The sequence below is a fragment of the Sphingomonas sp. So64.6b genome (assembly GCF_014171475.1).
Taxonomy (GTDB): domain Bacteria; phylum Pseudomonadota; class Alphaproteobacteria; order Sphingomonadales; family Sphingomonadaceae; genus Sphingomonas; species Sphingomonas alpina_A.
Genome location: NZ_CP048817.1, coordinates 1,981,454 through 1,999,432 on the forward strand (window position 1 = coordinate 1,981,454; position 17,979 = coordinate 1,999,432).

Consider the following 17,979-nt stretch of genomic DNA (forward strand, 5'->3'; position numbering starts at 1 on the left):
GAGGTGACCGCGATCATCGACGGCCGTGCGCTGGCGCGGGCCCTGTCGGCGGAAACCGCCGCAGCGGTCGCCGCGCTTGGGGAAAGCCATGGCATCGTGCCCGGCCTGGCGGTCGTCCAGGTCGGCGACGATCCCGCCAGCCAGGTCTATGTCGCGCGCAAGGTCGCGGAAACGGTCAGGGTCGGGATGCGCTCGATCGAACATCGCCTTGATGCGAATACGGGCGAGGCAGAATTGCTGGCGCTGATCGCCGCGCTCAACGCCGACCCGCTGATCCACGGCATCCTCGTCCAGCTCCCCTTGCCGCCACAGATCGATGCCGGCCGCGTGCTCGACACGATCGACCCGGCCAAGGATGTGGATGGGTTTCACCCGGTCAATGTCGGGCGGCTGTCGACCGGCACCGGCGGGCTGGTGCCGTGCACACCGCTTGGCTGCATGAAGCTGCTCGATACGGTGATCGACGATTATTACGGGCTCGCCGCCGTGGTGATCGGCAAGTCGAACATTGTCGGCAAGCCGGTGGCGATGCTGCTGCTGGAACGCGAATGCACCGTCACGGTGACGCATATCGCCACGCGCGGCCTGGCCGATATCGTGCGCGGCGCGGACATCGTCGTGGTGGCGGCGGGCAGCCCAAGGCTGGTGCGCGGTGACTGGATAAAACCCGGCGCGGTGGTGATCGATGTGGGCATCACCCGCATGACCGACGCGGACGGGCGCCAACGGCTGGTCGGCGACGTCGCCTTTGACGAGATCGGCCATGCCCGTGCGGCAACGCCGGTGCCCGGCGGTGTCGGACCGATGACGATCGCTTGCCTGTTGTCGAATACCGCACGCGCCGCGCTGCTGTCCGTTTCGTGACGGGCATCGTCGCCTTCACCCGGGTGTCGGTGCGCGATTTACCGGTGCTGGCGGATATCGGCATCTACGCGCACGAAATCGGCCAGCGCCAGCCGCTGATCCTGACGGTGACGCTGGAGGTGGAGCGCATCGAGGAGGACAGGATCGATGCGACAACCGACTATCGCCTGATCGCCGCCGCCGCCGAGGCACTGGGCGAAACGCGCATCGCCCTGATCGAAGTCTTTGCCTATCGCCTCGCCTCTTATTGCCTGGAGCTGCCGGGCGTGCGCAGCGCCGAAGTGACGATCGACAAGCCGCGTGCGCTTGCCGCGGGCATGGCATCGGTAACGACTTTGCTCCGTCGCGATCCCGCCGATCAGATCAGGGAAGCGGATGGCGGATCGAATATCGTCTCGATCGAACGGGGAAACTAGCGTGGCCGGACACGATAGCGCGACGGCGAGCATGAACCCGGTGATGCGCTTGCTCGCCGACGCGCCGATGAGCCCGCGTCAGATCTTTGCGGTGGCGATCTCGATCGCGCTCAACGCGCTGGACGGTTTCGACGTACTCGCCATCACCTTCGCCGCGCCCGGCATCACGCGCGACTGGGGCATTGGTCCGGCGCAACTGGGCGTCGCCTTGTCCTCCGGGCTTGCCGGCATGGCGCTCGGTTCGCTCGTCCTGGCACCGCTCGGCGACCGGTTCGGGCGGCGTCCACTGGTGCTCGGGTGCCTCATCCTGATGGCCATGGGCATGCTGCTGACCGCAACCGCGACCGGGCTCGCCAGTCTGTGCCTGTGGCGCGTCGTGACCGGCCTGGGCATTGGCGGGATGGTTGCCGCGATCAATGCCGTCGCGTCGGAATTCGCCAATGAAAAGCGCCGCGACCTGTCGGTGGCACTGATGACGATCGGTTATCCGATCGGTGGTCTTCTCGGCGGCTTCGCGGTCGCCGAGCTTGTCGTCACCCATGGCTGGCAGTCGGTGTTCGTGGCCGGCGGCCTGGCGACCGCGGCGTTCCTGCCGCTGATCTGGTTCGGCTTGCCTGAATCGCTGGAATATCTCGCGCGCAAGGGCACGCCGGCGGCGCGTGAAAAGATCGACGCGATCCTGACGCGCATGGGCCATGTACCGCTCGGCGCCGATGTCGTGCTCGCCCCTGCCCCGGTCCGCGGCGGCAGTCTTGCCGAGTTACTCGGCCCCCGGTTCCGCCGCCTGACTTTGTTGCTGGTCTTCGCCTATTTCCTGCACATCATGACCTTTTATTTCTTCTCCGGCTGGTTGCCCAAGCTGATGAGCGATCTCGGCTATGCGACGCCGGACGCGATCCGCACTTCGGCGCTGATGAGCCTGGGCGGTGTGATCGGCGGCTCGGCGCTTGGCTGGGCGGCGCCGCGCTTTGGGCTGATCCGGCTGGTCACGCTGTCGATGGTCGGGACGACCGTCACTTTCGCGGTGTTCGGCATGGTATCCGGGCTGGTCGCGATGCAGGTCGTGGCGTTCCTCGCTGGCGCATGTGTGTTCGGGGGGATCGTCGGGCTTTATGCGCTGCTCGCCCGGTCCTTTCCCGCCGAGCTGCGGGTGACCGGCACCGGCCTTGCGATCGGTATCGGTCGCGGCGGCGCAGTGGTCGGGCCAGTTCTTGGCGGCATCCTCATCCAGGCCGGGATGAGCATTCCGCTCGCCATCGCGATCGTCGGCGCAGGCGCGCTGATCGCGGCGGGGATCCTGATCGTGCTGAGCCGCGGACCCGCCGCGCAAAACTGACGCCGGGAGCTACGGCGCCACGGATCGGCGCGTCACTCCCTCAATGCTCCTCGGACCTCCCTGCCATACGTGCCGCCTTGTATCCCGCACGCCGTCCTGCCTCGAAACCGATCCGCTGCTGATAACCCGGGTCTTCCGGATCGGCGCGGAATTCGGCGATCACTTCATCGAACAACTCACGCAGCTCATCTTTGAATTCGGGGTGCGAGAAAATGTAGAAGCGGTTTTCCCTGACCGCATCAAGCGTGCGCTGCGCGATCACGTCGGGCTCCATGCCGAATTGATGGACTTGCTCCAGCCGGCCGACCATCTCGGTGTTGACCGGCCGGGCGCCGGCGAGAAGCGCATCGGGGCGTACTTCGTCGCTGGCATAGATATGGCTTTTGACCAGGCCCGGGCACAGCACCGACACGCCGATGCCGAACGGCGCGAGGCTGTAGCGCAGTGATTCACTCATCCCACGCACCGCGAATTTGGTGGTGTTGTAGATGCCCGGCTGCGGCCCGCACAAAAAGCTCGCCATCGAGGCGGTGTTGACGATGTGCCCCCCAAGCCCTCGCGCTTTCATTCGCGGTGCAAAGGTCATCACCCCGTTGATCACGCCGTGCAGATTGACCCCCATCACCCAGTCCCAGTCGTCGAAGCTCGATTCGTCGATCGTCTGGAACAGGTTGATGCCGGCATTGTTGAACACCAGGCTCACCGGACCGAGCTCCGCCTCGACCCGGTCGGCCGCCTCGGCAAAGCCCTGGCGCGAGGCGACGTCGAGCGGCACACCGATGACATGCCGATTATCGAGCGTCTTCAGTGCCGCATCGATCGCATCCTCGCGGATGTCGGCGATCGCGACCTTGCACCCTTCGGCAAGCAATGCGCGGGCGAGCCCCAGGCCGATGCCATTGGCGCCCCCGGTGACAAAGGCCGTCCGGCCGGCGAAATCCTTCATGCGTCCACCTTCATGCCGGCGTTGAGAGTCTCCTGCCGCGCGATCTCCGCGGCATGGATCGGGTTGCGGAACAGCACCGCATAAAGCGACTTATACTCGGCATTCTCGGCCAGGTCGGGCACCGCCGCGACCATCGCATCGGCCCGGTCCTTCACCCCCTCGTAGAATTCGCGGTGAGTGAGGATGTACAGTTCATCGGCCAGAATGCCGCGCAGCACGCGCTCGCCCACCTCTTCCTTGCTTTGGTAGAGATGCATGTTGGCGTCGGTCGCGCGGCGCTTGTCGGCCTCGGCATAGCCGGTGTCGGAAAGCGTGGCCGGGCGGGTTTCGCCAGCCTTGGCAATGTTGGTCGCGACCGCTCCGGGGCAGAATACCGAACAGATGATGCCGCGCGGTTCGAGTTCGAGCCGCATCGCCTCCATCATGTTGACCACTGCGCCCTTACCCGTCGCATAGATGGTCGCGCCGGGGTGCGGCATGATCCCGGACATCGACGAGGTGTTGACGATGTGCCCGCCCTCGCCATGCTTCAGCATGCGCGGCAGCATGGTGACGACGCCATTGATCGTGCCGCCGAGATTGACACCCATCACCCAGTCCCAATCGGCATAGCTGGCGAGTTCGGTCGGGCCGACCACCGCGACGCCGGCATTGTTGCACAGAATATGGATGTTCCCGAACCGCGCTTCGACCGCATCGGCGGTGGCGGCATAAGCGGCGCGATCGGTGATATCGAGTCGCAACGCCATGACCCGATCTCCGCCGTCCAGCTCGGCCGATGCGGTAGCGAGATGGTCGTCGCGGATATCCGCGATGACGACGTTCATGCCCGCGCCGAGCAGCGCCTTGGCGATGCCAAGCCCGATGCCGCTCGCCCCGCCCGTGACGAACGCGGTCTTGCCTTGCAGATTCTGCACTCAGTCTCTCCTGTGTCGCCCCACATCTCGCAAATGTGCGATCGCCGGCTTTTTGTGTATCGCCAAGATTGTATCCAACGCGTACAGTTTCGACAAGGCGTCCATAACGTCAAATCTGTCGAGGGTCGGTGAGCGATCCCGCCCCGAAGGAGAGGAATTCAGGATGGCACTAGGCTCGATCCCGGCTACGCCGATATCCATATTACCCGATGAAGTGCCGCCCGAATCGGCGGGGCAGCAGGCCGTGACGCCGCGCGTCTGGCCGTCGTCGCGCAGCGCTTATTTCGCGCTGTTCGTGATCATCCTGGCGACCTTCATCAACTTTTTCGACGCGACCGTGTTCGGTATGCTGGCACAGCGCATCAAGGTGGATTTCGGGCTGACCGACGAGCAACTCGGTTTCCTGGGCGGCCCGGCCAATATCATCTTCTATGTCTTTGTCGGCATTCCGCTGGCGCGCCTTGCGGACATCTATCCGCGCAAGCTGGTGCTGGCGGGCGGCATCGCGGTGATCGGCGGGATCACCGCGCTCGGCGGCCTCGCTCAGACTTTCTGGCAATTCGTTGGCACGCGCATGTTCGTCGGTGCCGGCGGCTCGGCGCATGCGCCCGCTTCCTATTCGATGCTCGCGGATGCCTTTCCGCCCAAGCGGATTCCGCGGGCGTTCGCGCTGCTCCAGCTCGGCTTTATCGGCGGCACCACGCTCGGCGTGTTCCTCGGCGGCCAGTTGATCGGGATCGTCTCGTCATGGCCCAATACGCAATGGATGGGGCTGACCATTCACAATTGGCAATGGCTGCTGATCTGGGTCGGACTGCCCGGATTCGTCATCTCTTTGCTCTTCCTGCTGGTGAAGGAACCGCCGCGCGCGCTGCCGCCGGTACAGGCGCGCGCGGTGCCGGAGGATAGCGGGCTCGGCCGGCGGATATTGACCTTTACCGGCCTCGATGCGGCCAAAGCGATCCATGCGCGCGGGCGTGTCTATTACCCGCTGTTCCTTGGCCTTGCGCTGAGCGCGATCGAGGTGTTCGGGCTGCAATTCTGGCGCACGCCGTTCATGATCCGCACCTATGGATGGGACGAGGCGCGGATCGGCACGGTGATGGCGCCGATGCTGCTGGTCGGGTCGCTGCTCGGCGTGTTCCTCGGTGGCTTCTTCGTCGAATGGATGGCCAAGCGCTACAAGGACGCCAATGTCCGCTCGGCGGCGATCCTGTTCGGGCTGGTGACGATCTGTTCGATCGTCTCCCCGATGATGCCGACGGGCGAATCGTCGCTGTTTGTGATGTCGCTCGGCGCGATGTTCGGGCTGGCCGGCGCCGTCCCGCAAAACGCCGCGATCCAACGTATCGCACCGAACGAAATGCGCGGCCAGGTCACAGCGATCTATTTGTTCATGTTCACTTTTTTTGGCGCGATGGGCAGTTTCGTCGTCGGCTCGGTCGCGCAACGCGTGATCGGCGTGGAGGCCGATTTGTGGAAGGCGCTGGTGCTAACCGCATCGATCCTGCTGCCGTTGGCGACGCTCTGCATGTTCCTCGCCATTCGTCCGTACCGTGAAGAGGTGGAGCGTCTCGAAGCCGAGACGGCAGCACATTGACACGCGCCATCGCGTGGCGCAGATTGTAAGCAAGGCATACAAATATAAGGAGGATGAGGATGTCGGATAATGATCGTATTGCCACGCTCGAAAAGCAGGTTTCGGCGCTGACGCAACGTCTCACGGTCCGCGAGGACGAACTGGACGTGCGCAAGCTCCAGCATCTCTACGGTTATCTGATCGATAAATGTCTCTACAACGAGACGGTCGACCTGTTCACCGATGACGGCGAAGTGCATTTCTTCGGCGGTATCTGGAAGGGCAAGGAAGGCATTCGCCGGCTTTATGTCGAGCGGTTCCAGAAGCGCTTCACCTATGGCACTAACGGACCGATCGACGGTTTCCTGCTCGATCATCCGCAATTGCAGGACATCATCAATATCCAGCCCGACGGCGTCACCGCTTTGGGTCGCGCGCGATCGATGATGCAGGCCGGGCGGCACAAGGATCATGTCGGCAGCGAGCCGCACCTCCAGTCGCGCCAATGGTGGGAAGGCGGAATCTACGAGAACACCTATGAAAAGGTCGACGGTGTCTGGCGGATCAAGATCCTCAACTACATGCCGCAATGGCATGCCGATTTCGAGACTGGCTGGGCCAACACGCCGCCCGAATATGTCCCCTTTCCCAAGGTGACCTATCCGACCGATCCGACCGGGCCCGATGCACTGATCGAGGGGCATTGGCTGTGGCCGACTCATAAGCTGGTGCCGTTCCATATGAAGCACCCGGTCACCGGTCAGGAGATCGTTGCCGAGCGCTGGCAGGGCGATACCGACCGCGAGTCGGCGCGCAACGCGGCCAAGCTCGCCGAAGCCGGCGCGTAACCTACGCTCGTACCGGGCCTGTCCCCGCCCTTTGCCGGGCGCCGGGACAGGCTCGGTACGAACCACCTTCATCAACCGAAAGGCACCGATGACCTATCCCGGCCTTGCGATGATCATCGACGGCGAGCGCGTTTCGGGCGGCGGACGCCGGACGCACCGCGTCGTCAATCCAGCGACCGGCGAAACGCTCGCCGAACTGCCGCTCGCCGACGCGGCAGACCTCGATCGCGCGCTGGAGACCGCGCAGCGCGGTTTCCGCCGCTGGCGCGATTCGACACCGCATGAACGCGCCGCTGTCCTTCAGGGTGCAGCGCGGCTGATGCTTGAGCGTCAGGAAGAGCTCGCGCGCATTGCGACGATGGAGCAAGGCAAGCCAATCGCCGAAGCGCGGATCGAAGTGTTGATGAATGTCGGCCTGTTCAATTTTTATGCGGGCGAGGTGTTTCGGCGTTACGGTCGCTCGCTGGTCCGCCCGGTCGGGCTGCGGTCGACGGTCACGAAGGAACCGGTCGGCCCGGTCGCCGCGTTCGCACCGTGGAATTTCCCACTTGGCAATCCCGGACGCAAGCTTGGCGCACCGATCGCCGCGGGCTGTTCGGTGATCCTGAAGGCGGCCGAAGAATCCCCGGCGAGCGCGCTCGGCGTGCTGCAATGCCTGCTCGACGCCGGGCTGCCGAAGGAGGTCGCACAGGCGGTGTTCGGTGTACCCGACGAAGTGTCGCGCCACCTGCTCGGCTCACCGATCATCCGCAAGCTTAGCTTCACCGGATCGACCGTGATCGGCAAACACCTCGCCAAACTCGCGGCGGAGGATTGCAAGCGCACGACGATGGAACTCGGTGGACATGGCCCAGTGCTGGTGTTCAACGATGTCGATGTCGATCAGGTGCTCGATACGATGGTGCCGGGCAAATATCGCAACGCCGGCCAGGTCTGCGTCTCCCCGACCCGCTTCATCGTTCAGGAGGATATATTCGAGCGCTTCCGCGACGGCTTCACGGAACGGGCGGGCAGGATCGTCGTGGGTGACGGGCTCGATGGCGCGACGCAAATGGGTCCGATGGCCAATCCGCGCCGCCCCGATGCGATGGAACGGCTGATCGGCGACGCTGCGGCGCGGGGCGCCACGCTCCACACCGGCGGCGCCCGCATCGGCAATCGCGGATTCTTCTACAAGCCCAGCGTGCTTTCCGAGATACCGTTCGACGCCGAGATCATGAATGAGGAGCCGTTCGGGCCGGTCGCGCTGATCAACCCGTTTGCGGGTGAAGAGGCGATGATCGCCGAGGCGAACCGCCTGCCTTACGGGCTCGCCGCTTATGCCTGGACCCAGGATGCGAAGCGCCAACGGCGGATCGCGCGCGAGATCGAGAGCGGCATGATCGGCATCAACACCACGATGATCGGCGGCGCGGATTCGCCGTTCGGCGGGGTGAAATGGTCTGGCCATGGATCAGAGGATGGGCCCGAAGGCGTCGAGGCGTGCCTCGTCACCAAGGCAGTGCATGAAGGGTGAAATGATGAGCCATGACCTGAAGACCGGCGGTGACCGCGGCTATAAGCGGATCGCGACCGAGGAAGCCTTCGCCACCCGCGAACAGATCGACGCCTATTTGCGCATGTTGCGCGACGGTACCGCCGACAAGGGGATGGTATCGCTTTGGGGGTTCTACGGCACCAGCCCGTCGGAACGCGCGACGCAGATTCTCGATCGGCTGCTCGATCTTGGCGAACAGCGCATCCGCCACATGGACGAGACCGGCATCGATATCGCCGTGCTTGCCCTCACCGCGCCCGGCGTCCAGCCGCTGCTTGACGTGACGGAGGCGAAGGGCATTGCGCAGCGTTCCAACGATCATCTCGCCGACCATGTCGCGCGCTACCCCGATCGCTATGTCGGAATGGCGGCGGTTGCACCGCAGGACCCCGAATGGTCAGCGAGCGAGATCCGCCGTTGCGCGCGCGACCTGGGTTTCAAGGGCGTGCAGATCGCCAGCCATACTCAGGGCGAGTATCTCGACGATCCCAAATTCGATCCGATCTTCCGCGCGCTCGCCGATACCGGCCAGCCGCTCTACATCCATCCTTCGACGCCGCCCGACAGCATGATCACGCCGATGCTGGAGGCGGGACTGGACGGCGCGATCTTCGGCTTCGGGGTCGAGACGGGCATGCATTTGCTGCGGCTCATCACCAAAGGCATTTTCGACCGTTATCCCGATCTCACCATCTGCGTCGGGCATATGGGCGAAGCGCTGCCCTTCTGGCTCTACCGCATCGATTTCATGCATCAGGCCGGGGTCCGCGCGGGGCGCCATGACTTTCTGAAACCGCTCAACAAGACGATCCGCGATTATCTGCGCGAAAATGTGATGATCACGACGAGCGGCATGGCGTGGGAGCCGGCGATCAAATTCACCATGGAGGTGCTCGGCGACGACCGGGTGATGTATGCGATGGATTATCCGTACCAGTTCCTGGCCGAGGAAGTTCGAACCCATGACAATCTGTCGATCACCGATGCCGCCAAGCGTAAATTGATGCAGACCAACGCCGAGCGAGTGTTCAAACTGTGAGCGAGCGGGCGCCGATCCGCCCCGCTGCATGGTACGCGCTCGCGCTGGTCGCGGCGACGCAGATGATCAGCTTGCTGGATCGGAACATCCTCGCGATCCTGGCGCCGAGCATCAAGGCCGACCTCAAGATCGGCGACGCGGAGATGGGGCTGCTCTACGGCACGGTCTTCGCGCTGTTCTACGCGCTTTTCTCATTGCCGCTGGGGCGTCTGGCCGATGGTTGGATCCGCACGCGGCTGCTCGCGATCACGATCTTCTTCTGGTCGATCGCGACCGGGCTCGCCGGATTCGCCGGTGGTTTTCTGCTGCTCGCCATTTCGCGCCTGGGCGTCGGCATCGGCGAAGCAGCGGCACAGCCAGCGGGTACCAGCCTGCTCTACGATTATTTTCCGAAACACCGCCGCGGTCTGGTGATGGCGGTAATTGCCGCCGCGATTGCGCTCGGGCTCGGCGGTTCGCTGGTCCTTGGCGGGTTCGCCGCCGAATGGTGGGACCGCCGCTATGCCGGCGGTGGCGCGCCGCTCGGATTTTCCGGCTGGCAGTTCGCCTTTATCGTCGCGTCGCTTCCCGGCTTCCTGATCGCCATATTGATGTGGCGGCTGCGCGAACCCGAACGCGGCGCGATCGAGGGCATCGTCACACCGCGCGATCCGCACCCGTTCCATGCCAGCTTCGGCGTGCTCGGCTCGGTGACGCCGGGCGTGCATTGGGTGGCGCTCGCGCGGCGCGGCGCTTCAGCACGCGATTGGGCAGTGAACTCAGCCATCCTCGTGGCGATTGTCGCGGGAGCCTTTGTCGCGATCCATTGGGCGGAAGCCTTTTCGCCGCGACCGCCGCTCATACTCGGTGGCGTGGCAGTCAGCCCGCACGCGCTGCAATGGGGCGTGATCGGCTTCGGATTGTTCGTCGTCGTCAATCTGCTCCAGTCGCTCCGCCGCAGCGATCCCCCGGCCTTTGCGGTACTCGCGACCTCGCCCTCGCTAGTACTGTGCATCCTGATCGGCGCGCTCCAGTCGCTGATCAACTATGGCGTAATGGGCTTCACGCCGTCCTTCCTGATGCGCAGCTACGGCCTGTCGCCGGGCATCATTGGACTGCAATTCGGACTGCTCGCGGCGGGGCTCGGTATCGTCGGGCCAATGATCTCGGGACCGCTCTCCGATTGGGTCAGCGGACGCTGGCCGGGGCCGGGTCGGGTCTGGGTGACGATCGTCTCGCTCGCTCTCTCGCCGCTGATCGCGATGTGGGTCTATCACGCGCCCACCGTCGGCGACTTCTATCTTCGCTTCACTTTCTACAGCCTGTTGCTGACGATGTGGATGCCGCCGCTCTATGCGACGATGTTCGATCTGGTGTTGCCACGAATGCGCGGGCTGACGTCGAGCATGTACATCGTGGTATCGACGATCTTCGGGCTTGGTATCGGCCCTTATGCGGTCGGGATGATTAGCGACGCGACCGGCGACCTGGGGCTGGCGATCCTCTCGATCAACTGGGTTGCACCGATCATCGTGATCCTGCTGCTGATCCTCGCCACGCGAGTGACCCGCGACGAAGCGGCGATCCTGCCTCGCGCCCGCGCCGCCGGTGAACCTGTGTGAACAATCAGGTGACCCGCCAAACCCATAGCCTGATCCCCAGCGCGTAGCGGGCGCCGGCACAGACGAAGACGCTACGATTGAGCCAGTCATATCGGCCAGCGGGCGCGATGAATTCGGGAATCGTGCGAAAATAATACTCCGCCGGATCGACATCCTCGCCGGCCGCCAGGCGCCGCATCACCTCGGCCGGGCCATGGCGCAAGCCGCGGTTCCTGATCTGGATCACGACGCCGTCGTCGGTCTCCAGCGCATAGGTCGCGTCGGCGACGGTAACGCCGTCGGGGCGCGTCACCTGCCAGTCCGCTCCGCCGCCCAGCAGGCGGCCGCGGATGAGCGGCCCCTCTACCGGGCCCGAAAAAATCGGGATGATCCGTCGCACGCCATCCGGCGTATCACCGATCGGGATCGCCTCTCCGAGTGCGCCGCCGGCTTCGTAGACAAATTCGAGGCCGGGCTGGATGGGGTTGATTGGACCTGGCGGGGTCACGCCGCCAGCCCGATCTCCTCGGCACTGGCCCAATTTCCGTGCAGGCCGAAGCGCAGCCGGACCGGAATCCGCGCCTCCGCGATCGGGCCCTTCGCGATGTCGGTCGCGTCGAACAGGAGGAGATCGGAGCGGTGTTCCTCGAGCCGGTTGCACACCATGACGATCCAGCCATCACCTTCGGCAGCGTCCGGCGCGCGCGGGATGAAGCATGGCTCCTGCAATGAGGAGATCGGGCCGCACCACCATTTCTGGTCCTGCCCGGTTTCATGATCGACCATGCCGAGGCAGTTCATCAGCATGCCGGCGGGACTGCCGCCCTTGAGCTCGACCGGCTTGCTCGGGTCGATCACCAGCATCCAGCCATAGCGATAGGGAAGCCCGGTGCGCCGGTCATCGATGCGCGGGAATTCACCCATCATCGAGCTCAGCCGTTCGGTGCTTTCGAACGCGTCCGAATTGGCCGCCATATCGACCGTCCAGCGCGTCAGGAAACTGGCCGATTCCATCGGATTGAACGGCGCGCCATGAATGTCGGGGAAGAAGGGGAACATATTGTTCTTCGCCTCGGGCGTGTCGAAATGAAACTTCGTGCCGTCCTGAAAGGCATTCATCACATGGCTGGCGAAACAATTGTCGCGCTTGAACCAGCGAATATCCTCGGCCGTCGCATCCGCGCGGCGCGGCAGCACGCCGAGATAGACCGGCAAGGTCGTGTCGAAGCCGAAATGCGGCAAGCCCTGTTCCAGCCGTTCCCAGTTCGACGTACTCGGCACGACATGGAACAGCGCGTAATCGGGGGTAATCGCGAAATCATGCATCATCGCGTAATAAGGAAGCTCGAACCATAATTCCTGTTTGAGCTCGCCTTCGGGTGAGACGACATAATAGGTCATGTCCAGGGTCAGCACGCCCTTCGCGGCATAGCCGAAGGCGATCATGTCGCCGGTTTCCGGATCGACCTTGGGGTGGGCGGTGAAGGTTTGTCCGGTCATCGCGCCGTTGAACCAGGTATAGCCCTCGGTTTCGAGCGTCGCGGGGTTCATCACCAGAGCGGGCGAATCCTCCTTCAACGCATAGAGCTTGCCGCCATAAACGAACGCATTGGTGTTCGCGGTGCCGCGGATCTTCCCCTTGACGCTCTCGTCGTCGGTCAGCGGATTGCGATAGGCGCCGAACAAGCCGCGGCCTGCCTCATGCTCCAGTTTCCATTTGTCGGTTTGCGCCCAGCGCTGCTTGAAATCGACCCGGCCGTCCTTGAACCGGAACATCGTGATCATGCCGTCGCCATTAAAGGCGATGTCGTCGCCCAGGCGAGGCGCGAACTGCGGGTCGGGCTGGACGCGATAAAAGGCACCATCCAACTCGCGCGGGATCGCGCCCTTCACATCCAGGTCGGCAATGTCCGCTTCAATTCGTGATGGGGTATTGAAACCGGTGAACGCCGGTGTCTCGGGAAAATGCGCCACGGCCGATCCTCTCGCTTTTATGATTGGCCGACATTGTATGCGAGACGAACAATTTTTCAAGCCGGGGCATTGACGCTCCGCCCATCCCCGCTCAGACTGTTACTATGAATTACCTGTATCAACAGAAACGGTCGGATACCGTCGAGGAGCGGGATATTGGCGGAATCGACAAGATTGTCGGCTTCCATATCCGCCTCGCGCACGGTGCGGTGTATCGCCATTTCACCGAGACTTTCACCGATCTTGATCTGACGCAGAAACAGGTTTCGGTGCTGTGGCTGATCGATGACCATCCCGAGATCGCCCAGGCCGATATCGGCCGACGGCTCCAGATGGACCGGGCAACCGTGATGGCGATGGTCAATCGCCTTCAGGAACGGGGCTTTGTCGAACGCAACCCGTCCAAGATCGATCGGCGACGCCAGACGCTGCACCTGACCGAGGCCGGTCATGCCGCTTTGCTCGCCGCGCGCGAATGCATTCTCGATCACGAAGACTGGCTCAAGGCGCGCTTCACTCAGGCGGAGACCGCCTTGCTGGTCGAGTTCCTGCGCCGGATCCACGAATAACACCCAGCAACCGCGCCCCTTCGAGCCCGCTCTCAATCGAGATAATCGCCGATCGCGTCGAGTCGCGCGCCGCCGAGCGTCGCCAGCCGCGCCTCGACTTCGGCACGAGCCTCAAGTTCCGCCAGGAAAAAGCGCGCAGCCGCCTTGATCCGGCGCCCGACCGCATCGTCTCCGGCGAAGCGGGCGAGACGAGTCGCGACCCATCCGCCGACCGCCAGTCCGCATAAGTCGAGAAAGGCGGTCGCGCCGGCTTCCGCATCGCGTGCTTTATCCTGCCAGCCTGCAAGGACCCCCGCGACATTTTCCAGGCGATCGAGCACCGGCCCGAGCGTCATTCCGTCGGCATCCACCGAAATGTCGGCGCGCGCCAATGCCAAGAAGCGATTTAGGCCGTCCCCGCGCTCCCGCCACAGCCGGCGATGGAGCAAGTCGATCGCCTGGATACCGGTCGTACCCTCGAACACGCCGAACACGCGCGCGTCGCGGAGCCGGCGTTCGACCGGCCATTCCCGTGTATATCCGGCGCCGCCCAGCACCTGGAGCGACTCGCTCGCTACATCGAACCCGAGTCGCGCTGAATAATCCTTGGCGATCGGCAGCAGGAATTGCGCGAGCGCCAGCCAGCCGGCGCGTGTGCCGGCATCGGCGCACCGCTCACCAAGGTCCATCACCACCGCCGCGGCAAGCGCGATGCCACGCCCAACTTCCACTCGCCCGGCCATGCGGAGCAACTGACGCTGGACATCGGCATGCGCGACGATCGCCACCGGGGGCGCCGCGGGATCGCCGCCCTGCCGCCGATCCCGGCCATAACCTGTCGCTGTGGCCAATGCGGCCTCTGCGACGCCCACACCCTGTGGTGCGCATGACAAGCGCATCAGCAACATCATGTGGAACAGTGTCTGGAGCCCGCGTCCTGCTTCGCCAACCAGCGTCGCTTCGGCCTGTTCGAAGCCCATAACGCAAGTCGGCGAACCGTGCAGGCCCAGCTTCTCCTCGATCCGGCGGACATGGACGCCATTTGCCGCGCCGTCGTCGCGCGTGTTCGGGACAAGGAACAGGCTTAGCCCTCGCACGCCAATTGCATCCGAACTTCGTGCCAGCATGCAATGGCCGATCCGCGCGGCTAGGTCGTGATCGCCAAAGGAAATCCAGCATTTCTCGCCGGTGACGCGCCAGATGCCGTCGCGTTCACAAGTCGCACGCGTCCGGATACGCCCGACATCGGACCCCGCATCGGGTTCGGAGATGCAGATCGTCGCGGTCCATTCGCCCGATGCCAGCCGCGGCACCCAGGCGGCGCGGGTGGCGGGATCGGCCGCATTCTCCAGCAACGCGGCGGCGGTACGATTTGGCGTGGGTAGCATGGTGAAGGCGGGCGAAGCGCGGTTGAACAATTCCTCGCATGCCGTGAGCAGCACCAATGGCAGCCCCTGCCCGCCTGCCGCTTCGGGCAAGGCCAAAGTGAGCCAACCGTCATCGGCAAAACGCCGCCACGCGGCGGCGTGGCCGTCGGCCGTCACCACGCGCCCGTCGCACAGGCTGGCGCCCTGGCGGTCGAGTGCGGTATCGAGCGGATCGATCACCCCTTCAGCAAAGCGCGCCGCCTGCGCGACGATCGCCGCCCAGGTTTCGGGGTCGACGCTGCCCGGCGCTTCCGCTTCGAGCACATCCAGAAAGGGTGCGATCTCCAATTGGCGGACGAGCGCCTCGGTCTGTCGGCCATAGGACATGGTGAACGACGCTATTTCGCGCCGTCGAAGCGCAACTTCACCCCGGCGAGCGCGAAGGCGGCAATCAGCGACCCCAATGCCAGCGCGATCGCCACGCCGGCGAGCGGTAGCCCGGCTTGAAACAGGACGCCGGCGAGGATCGGTGACAGCGCCGCCCCGCCCCGTCCGACGCCGATCGCGAAGCCCGTGCCGGTCGCGCGGACATGCGTGGGAAAGGCACGCGCGAAGATCGTGTAGAGCCCCACCACCGCGCTGTTGGTGAACAGTCCCGAGGCGCAGGCGAGCGCCGCCAGCCCGCCGAGTGAGCGCACGCCGGCCGCACCGAACAGCGCAACCATGACCGACGAAATGGCGAGAACCACGATCGTCATCGGCTTGAGCGCAAAGCGTTGCGCAAGGAGCCCGAAGATCGCGCCGCCGACCGCGCCGCCGACATTGGCCCACACCAGCACGTCCGCCGCCTGTGCCGGCGGATAACCGAGATCGACGACGATCTTCGGCACCCATTTCAGGATGAAGTAGAAGCTGACGATGTGCGCGAAATAAGCGAGCGTCAGGAGCAGCGTGATTCCGCGCAATCCGGGCTTCAGGATATCGGCAACCGATCCGCGCTCCTCCTCCCGTGTCGGGGCGGGAAGTGCATCGACCGGTTCATGCCCCATGCGCGCCAGCGTGCGGTTGACCTTATCGAGCGCACGCGCCGGGCGACGCGAGACGAGGAACTGGACCGGCTCGGGCACGAAGAACCACACAAGTGGAATGAAACAGGCGGTGACGATCGCGCCAAATTCGAACACCGCGCGCCAGTCGCCATCCTGTAGCAGAACGGCCGAGAACTTGCCGCCGATGACCGCGCCGATCGGATAGCCGATCACCATGATTGCCAACGCCAGGTTGCGACGGCGGACATTGGCGAATTCGGCGGTGACCGCGTTGATCGCGGCGAGCATCCCGCCAATGCCGATGCCAGTCAGAACACGCCAGATCGACAGCGATACGATCCCGCTCGCATGTGTCACCATCAACATGCCGATCGCCATTACGACAAGACAGCCAAGGATCGTCCAGCGCCGTCCGATGCGGTCGGCGACTCCGCCGAGCAACACTGACCCGACCGCCATGCCGATCAACTCCATCGACAGCACGATGCCAAGCGCGGCGCGGTTGATTCCCCATTCCGCGGCGATGCCCGGCGCGGCGAAACTGATCGAGAGCACGTCGAACCCGTCGAGTGCATTGAGCCCGAATGCGACCGCGATCGCCGCGATCTGCAATCTGCTCATCGATGCCTGGTCTATGATCGTGCGTGGATCGTGCGTCATAATCGATCTCCCCTGTCTGGCCCTATTAGCACCGCGCAGCATTTTACAGCCTGAACAGCCATTCGGTTATCGTCGGTCGCGCCTGGCGACCCAAGTTTCGACACTGTCGGCAGAATTTCCCGGCATTAGCGGCCGAATTTATTGTATGTAGTACATACGATTAATTGCGACTTATAGATGGAGCGGAATCACCTCCTGCCAAGCCGACTATTTGCCTGCCCCAATCGCAATGGCCTGGCAGATTCGATGAACATGACTGTGTAAAATATCACTCAGACTAACAGGATGAAGAATGACATTATCGGGGCCAATCCGACCCCGACTACCATCATTCGGAGTTGGGTCGGACCGGTGCATGGGCATGAGCATTGCCGTTAGAACCAATAGGCGATCGCGCGTATCTCGATCGACGCACGCGGCGGGACATCCGGGGGACAATCGGGGTCATCGAACGCCACATGCGGCACGCAATGTGCCCGTGCCGGATCGCTATCATTGGTCTTGAAGACGATCGCCTCGTCGCGACTCAGATCGCGGAACCAATGCCAACGATGGTCGTCCGAATGGGCCACCACCAGCCCCTCGAACGACCAGACATCGACCCCGTCGCGGTCGAACACGGCGTCGGCCGCGATCAGGTCTTCCGGACCGACACTGCGCGCATCACATAGCGCGAGCGGCACATCCTGCGGCGGCGCTGAAAGGGCACGCCATATATTATAATGTACTGTTCTTCTGGCACTTTTCTCTGTTCCAGGCTGCGACCGGAGCGCGAATTCGGCGGCCGTTCGATCCGACACATCGACATGAGCGAAGCGCGCCGGGCGTGAATTATCCAGCGCGCCGGAGAGCGACGAGCGCTCCGCGAAGCGCCGCACCCCGGTTCCCGTGATGATGATCGCATCGGCCCCGGTGAGGTCGCGGAGCAGAGCCGTGATCTCGTCCGGATAGACGCGATTGACCTCATCGACATCGGCAAAATCGGTGACCGCGCTGCGATGACCAACGAGCTGAAAACCATTTCGATCGAGCTGCATATCCTGGTCGCGCGACTCGGTGATTGTCATTGCCCGGGGTGCCAAAACGACCGTGTCGCGAGTCGAATCATTGGCAAAATAGCGCATTCGCGTCGGGGTCTGCGCGACATAATTGATCATCGCCTGCACGATTTCATCCTCTCCGAATTTACCGTTCGACTTATGCCCAACCGTATGCTTTTCATACACTTGATGCCCCGCCAGCCAGCGCGGCGCAAGGGGCGTCGAGGTGCGTGCGGCGCGTTATGATTGCGCCACAAAAAAGGGTCTCTTGCCAGCCGA

At 63.8% G+C, this 17,979-nt stretch carries 16 protein-coding genes; 9 read left to right on the top strand and 7 right to left on the bottom strand.

The window, feature by feature from the left end:
- Positions 1–3 precede the first annotated feature (3 nt).
- Genes folD through G4G27_RS09520 form a run of 3 tightly spaced genes read left to right on the top strand, consistent with a single transcriptional unit; the run spans position 4 to position 2,616 of the window.
- Positions 4–864, top strand: a complete 861-nt coding sequence (gene folD, locus G4G27_RS09510; protein WP_183113098.1) for a bifunctional methylenetetrahydrofolate dehydrogenase/methenyltetrahydrofolate cyclohydrolase FolD — start codon at positions 4–6, stop codon at positions 862–864.
- Entirely contained in the window at positions 816–1,280 is a 465-nt protein-coding gene (locus G4G27_RS09515) for a dihydroneopterin aldolase (RefSeq protein ID WP_244624622.1), read from the top strand. The genes folD and G4G27_RS09515 overlap by 49 nt, the downstream gene beginning before the upstream one ends.
- Before the next feature lies 1 nt (position 1,281).
- The gene (locus G4G27_RS09520; protein ID WP_183113099.1) at positions 1,282–2,616 is read left to right on the top strand and encodes an MFS transporter; all 1,335 of its coding nucleotides are present in this window, start codon (positions 1,282–1,284) and stop codon (positions 2,614–2,616) included.
- Positions 2,617–2,656: 40 nt separating this feature from the next.
- Here G4G27_RS09520 and G4G27_RS09525 read toward each other — a convergent pair whose 3' ends face one another.
- Positions 2,657–3,562 carry an SDR family NAD(P)-dependent oxidoreductase gene (locus G4G27_RS09525; RefSeq protein WP_183113100.1) on the bottom strand — a complete coding sequence of 302 codons (906 nt, stop codon included), beginning with the start codon at positions 3,560–3,562 and terminating at the stop codon, positions 2,657–2,659.
- Positions 3,559–4,479 carry an SDR family NAD(P)-dependent oxidoreductase gene (locus tag G4G27_RS09530; RefSeq protein ID WP_183113101.1) on the bottom strand — a complete coding sequence of 307 codons (921 nt, stop codon included), beginning with the start codon at positions 4,477–4,479 and terminating at the stop codon, positions 3,559–3,561. Before G4G27_RS09530 ends, G4G27_RS09525 begins: the two co-directional genes overlap by 4 nt.
- A gap of 163 nt (positions 4,480–4,642) precedes the next feature.
- On the opposite strand from G4G27_RS09530, the gene G4G27_RS09535 reads away from it, so the two are divergent.
- The 5 genes from G4G27_RS09535 (at position 4,643) to G4G27_RS09555 (ending at position 11,083) form a co-directional block, all read left to right on the top strand.
- Positions 4,643–6,079 (top strand): MFS transporter, encoded by a 1,437-nt coding sequence (locus tag G4G27_RS09535; RefSeq protein WP_183113102.1) that lies wholly within the window; start codon positions 4,643–4,645, stop codon positions 6,077–6,079.
- A 59-nt stretch (positions 6,080–6,138) separates the two neighbouring features.
- The gene (locus G4G27_RS09540; protein WP_183113103.1) at positions 6,139–6,906 is read left to right on the top strand and encodes a nuclear transport factor 2 family protein; all 768 of its coding nucleotides are present in this window, start codon (positions 6,139–6,141) and stop codon (positions 6,904–6,906) included.
- 88 nt (positions 6,907–6,994) lie between these two features.
- Complete coding sequence (locus G4G27_RS09545; RefSeq protein WP_183113104.1) at positions 6,995–8,422, top strand: NAD-dependent succinate-semialdehyde dehydrogenase; 1,428 nt, start codon at positions 6,995–6,997, stop codon at positions 8,420–8,422.
- Between the two features lie 4 nt (positions 8,423–8,426).
- Positions 8,427–9,482, top strand: coding sequence for an amidohydrolase family protein (locus G4G27_RS09550; protein WP_183113105.1), 1,056 nt, complete (start codon positions 8,427–8,429; stop codon positions 9,480–9,482).
- On the top strand, positions 9,479–11,083 hold the full coding sequence (locus tag G4G27_RS09555; RefSeq protein ID WP_244624623.1) for an MFS transporter: 1,605 nt from the start codon (positions 9,479–9,481) through the stop codon (positions 11,081–11,083). Before G4G27_RS09550 ends, G4G27_RS09555 begins: the two co-directional genes overlap by 4 nt.
- Before the next feature lie 4 nt (positions 11,084–11,087).
- On the opposite strand, the gene G4G27_RS09560 is transcribed toward G4G27_RS09555, so the two are convergent.
- Positions 11,088–11,570, bottom strand: a complete 483-nt coding sequence (locus tag G4G27_RS09560; protein WP_183113106.1) for a DUF3237 domain-containing protein — start codon at positions 11,568–11,570, stop codon at positions 11,088–11,090.
- Complete coding sequence (locus G4G27_RS09565) at positions 11,567–13,036, bottom strand: carotenoid oxygenase family protein (RefSeq protein WP_183113107.1); 1,470 nt, start codon at positions 13,034–13,036, stop codon at positions 11,567–11,569. Before G4G27_RS09565 ends, G4G27_RS09560 begins: the two co-directional genes overlap by 4 nt.
- Before the next feature lie 104 nt (positions 13,037–13,140).
- On the opposite strand from G4G27_RS09565, the gene G4G27_RS09570 reads away from it, so the two are divergent.
- Positions 13,141–13,605, top strand: coding sequence for a MarR family transcriptional regulator (locus G4G27_RS09570; RefSeq protein ID WP_183113108.1), 465 nt, complete (start codon positions 13,141–13,143; stop codon positions 13,603–13,605).
- A gap of 32 nt (positions 13,606–13,637) precedes the next feature.
- Here the strand turns inward: G4G27_RS09570 and G4G27_RS09575 are convergent, their stop codons facing one another.
- The 3 genes from G4G27_RS09575 to G4G27_RS09585 form a co-directional block, all read right to left on the bottom strand.
- The gene (locus tag G4G27_RS09575) at positions 13,638–15,338 is read right to left on the bottom strand and encodes an acyl-CoA dehydrogenase family protein (protein ID WP_183113109.1); all 1,701 of its coding nucleotides are present in this window, start codon (positions 15,336–15,338) and stop codon (positions 13,638–13,640) included.
- A gap of 11 nt (positions 15,339–15,349) precedes the next feature.
- Positions 15,350–16,660, bottom strand: a complete 1,311-nt coding sequence (locus tag G4G27_RS09580) for an MFS transporter (RefSeq protein WP_183113110.1) — start codon at positions 16,658–16,660, stop codon at positions 15,350–15,352.
- A 374-nt stretch (positions 16,661–17,034) separates the two neighbouring features.
- The gene (locus tag G4G27_RS09585; RefSeq protein WP_244624699.1) at positions 17,035–17,817 is read right to left on the bottom strand and encodes a CmcJ/NvfI family oxidoreductase; all 783 of its coding nucleotides are present in this window, start codon (positions 17,815–17,817) and stop codon (positions 17,035–17,037) included.
- Between the last annotated feature and the right edge of the window lie 162 nt (positions 17,818–17,979).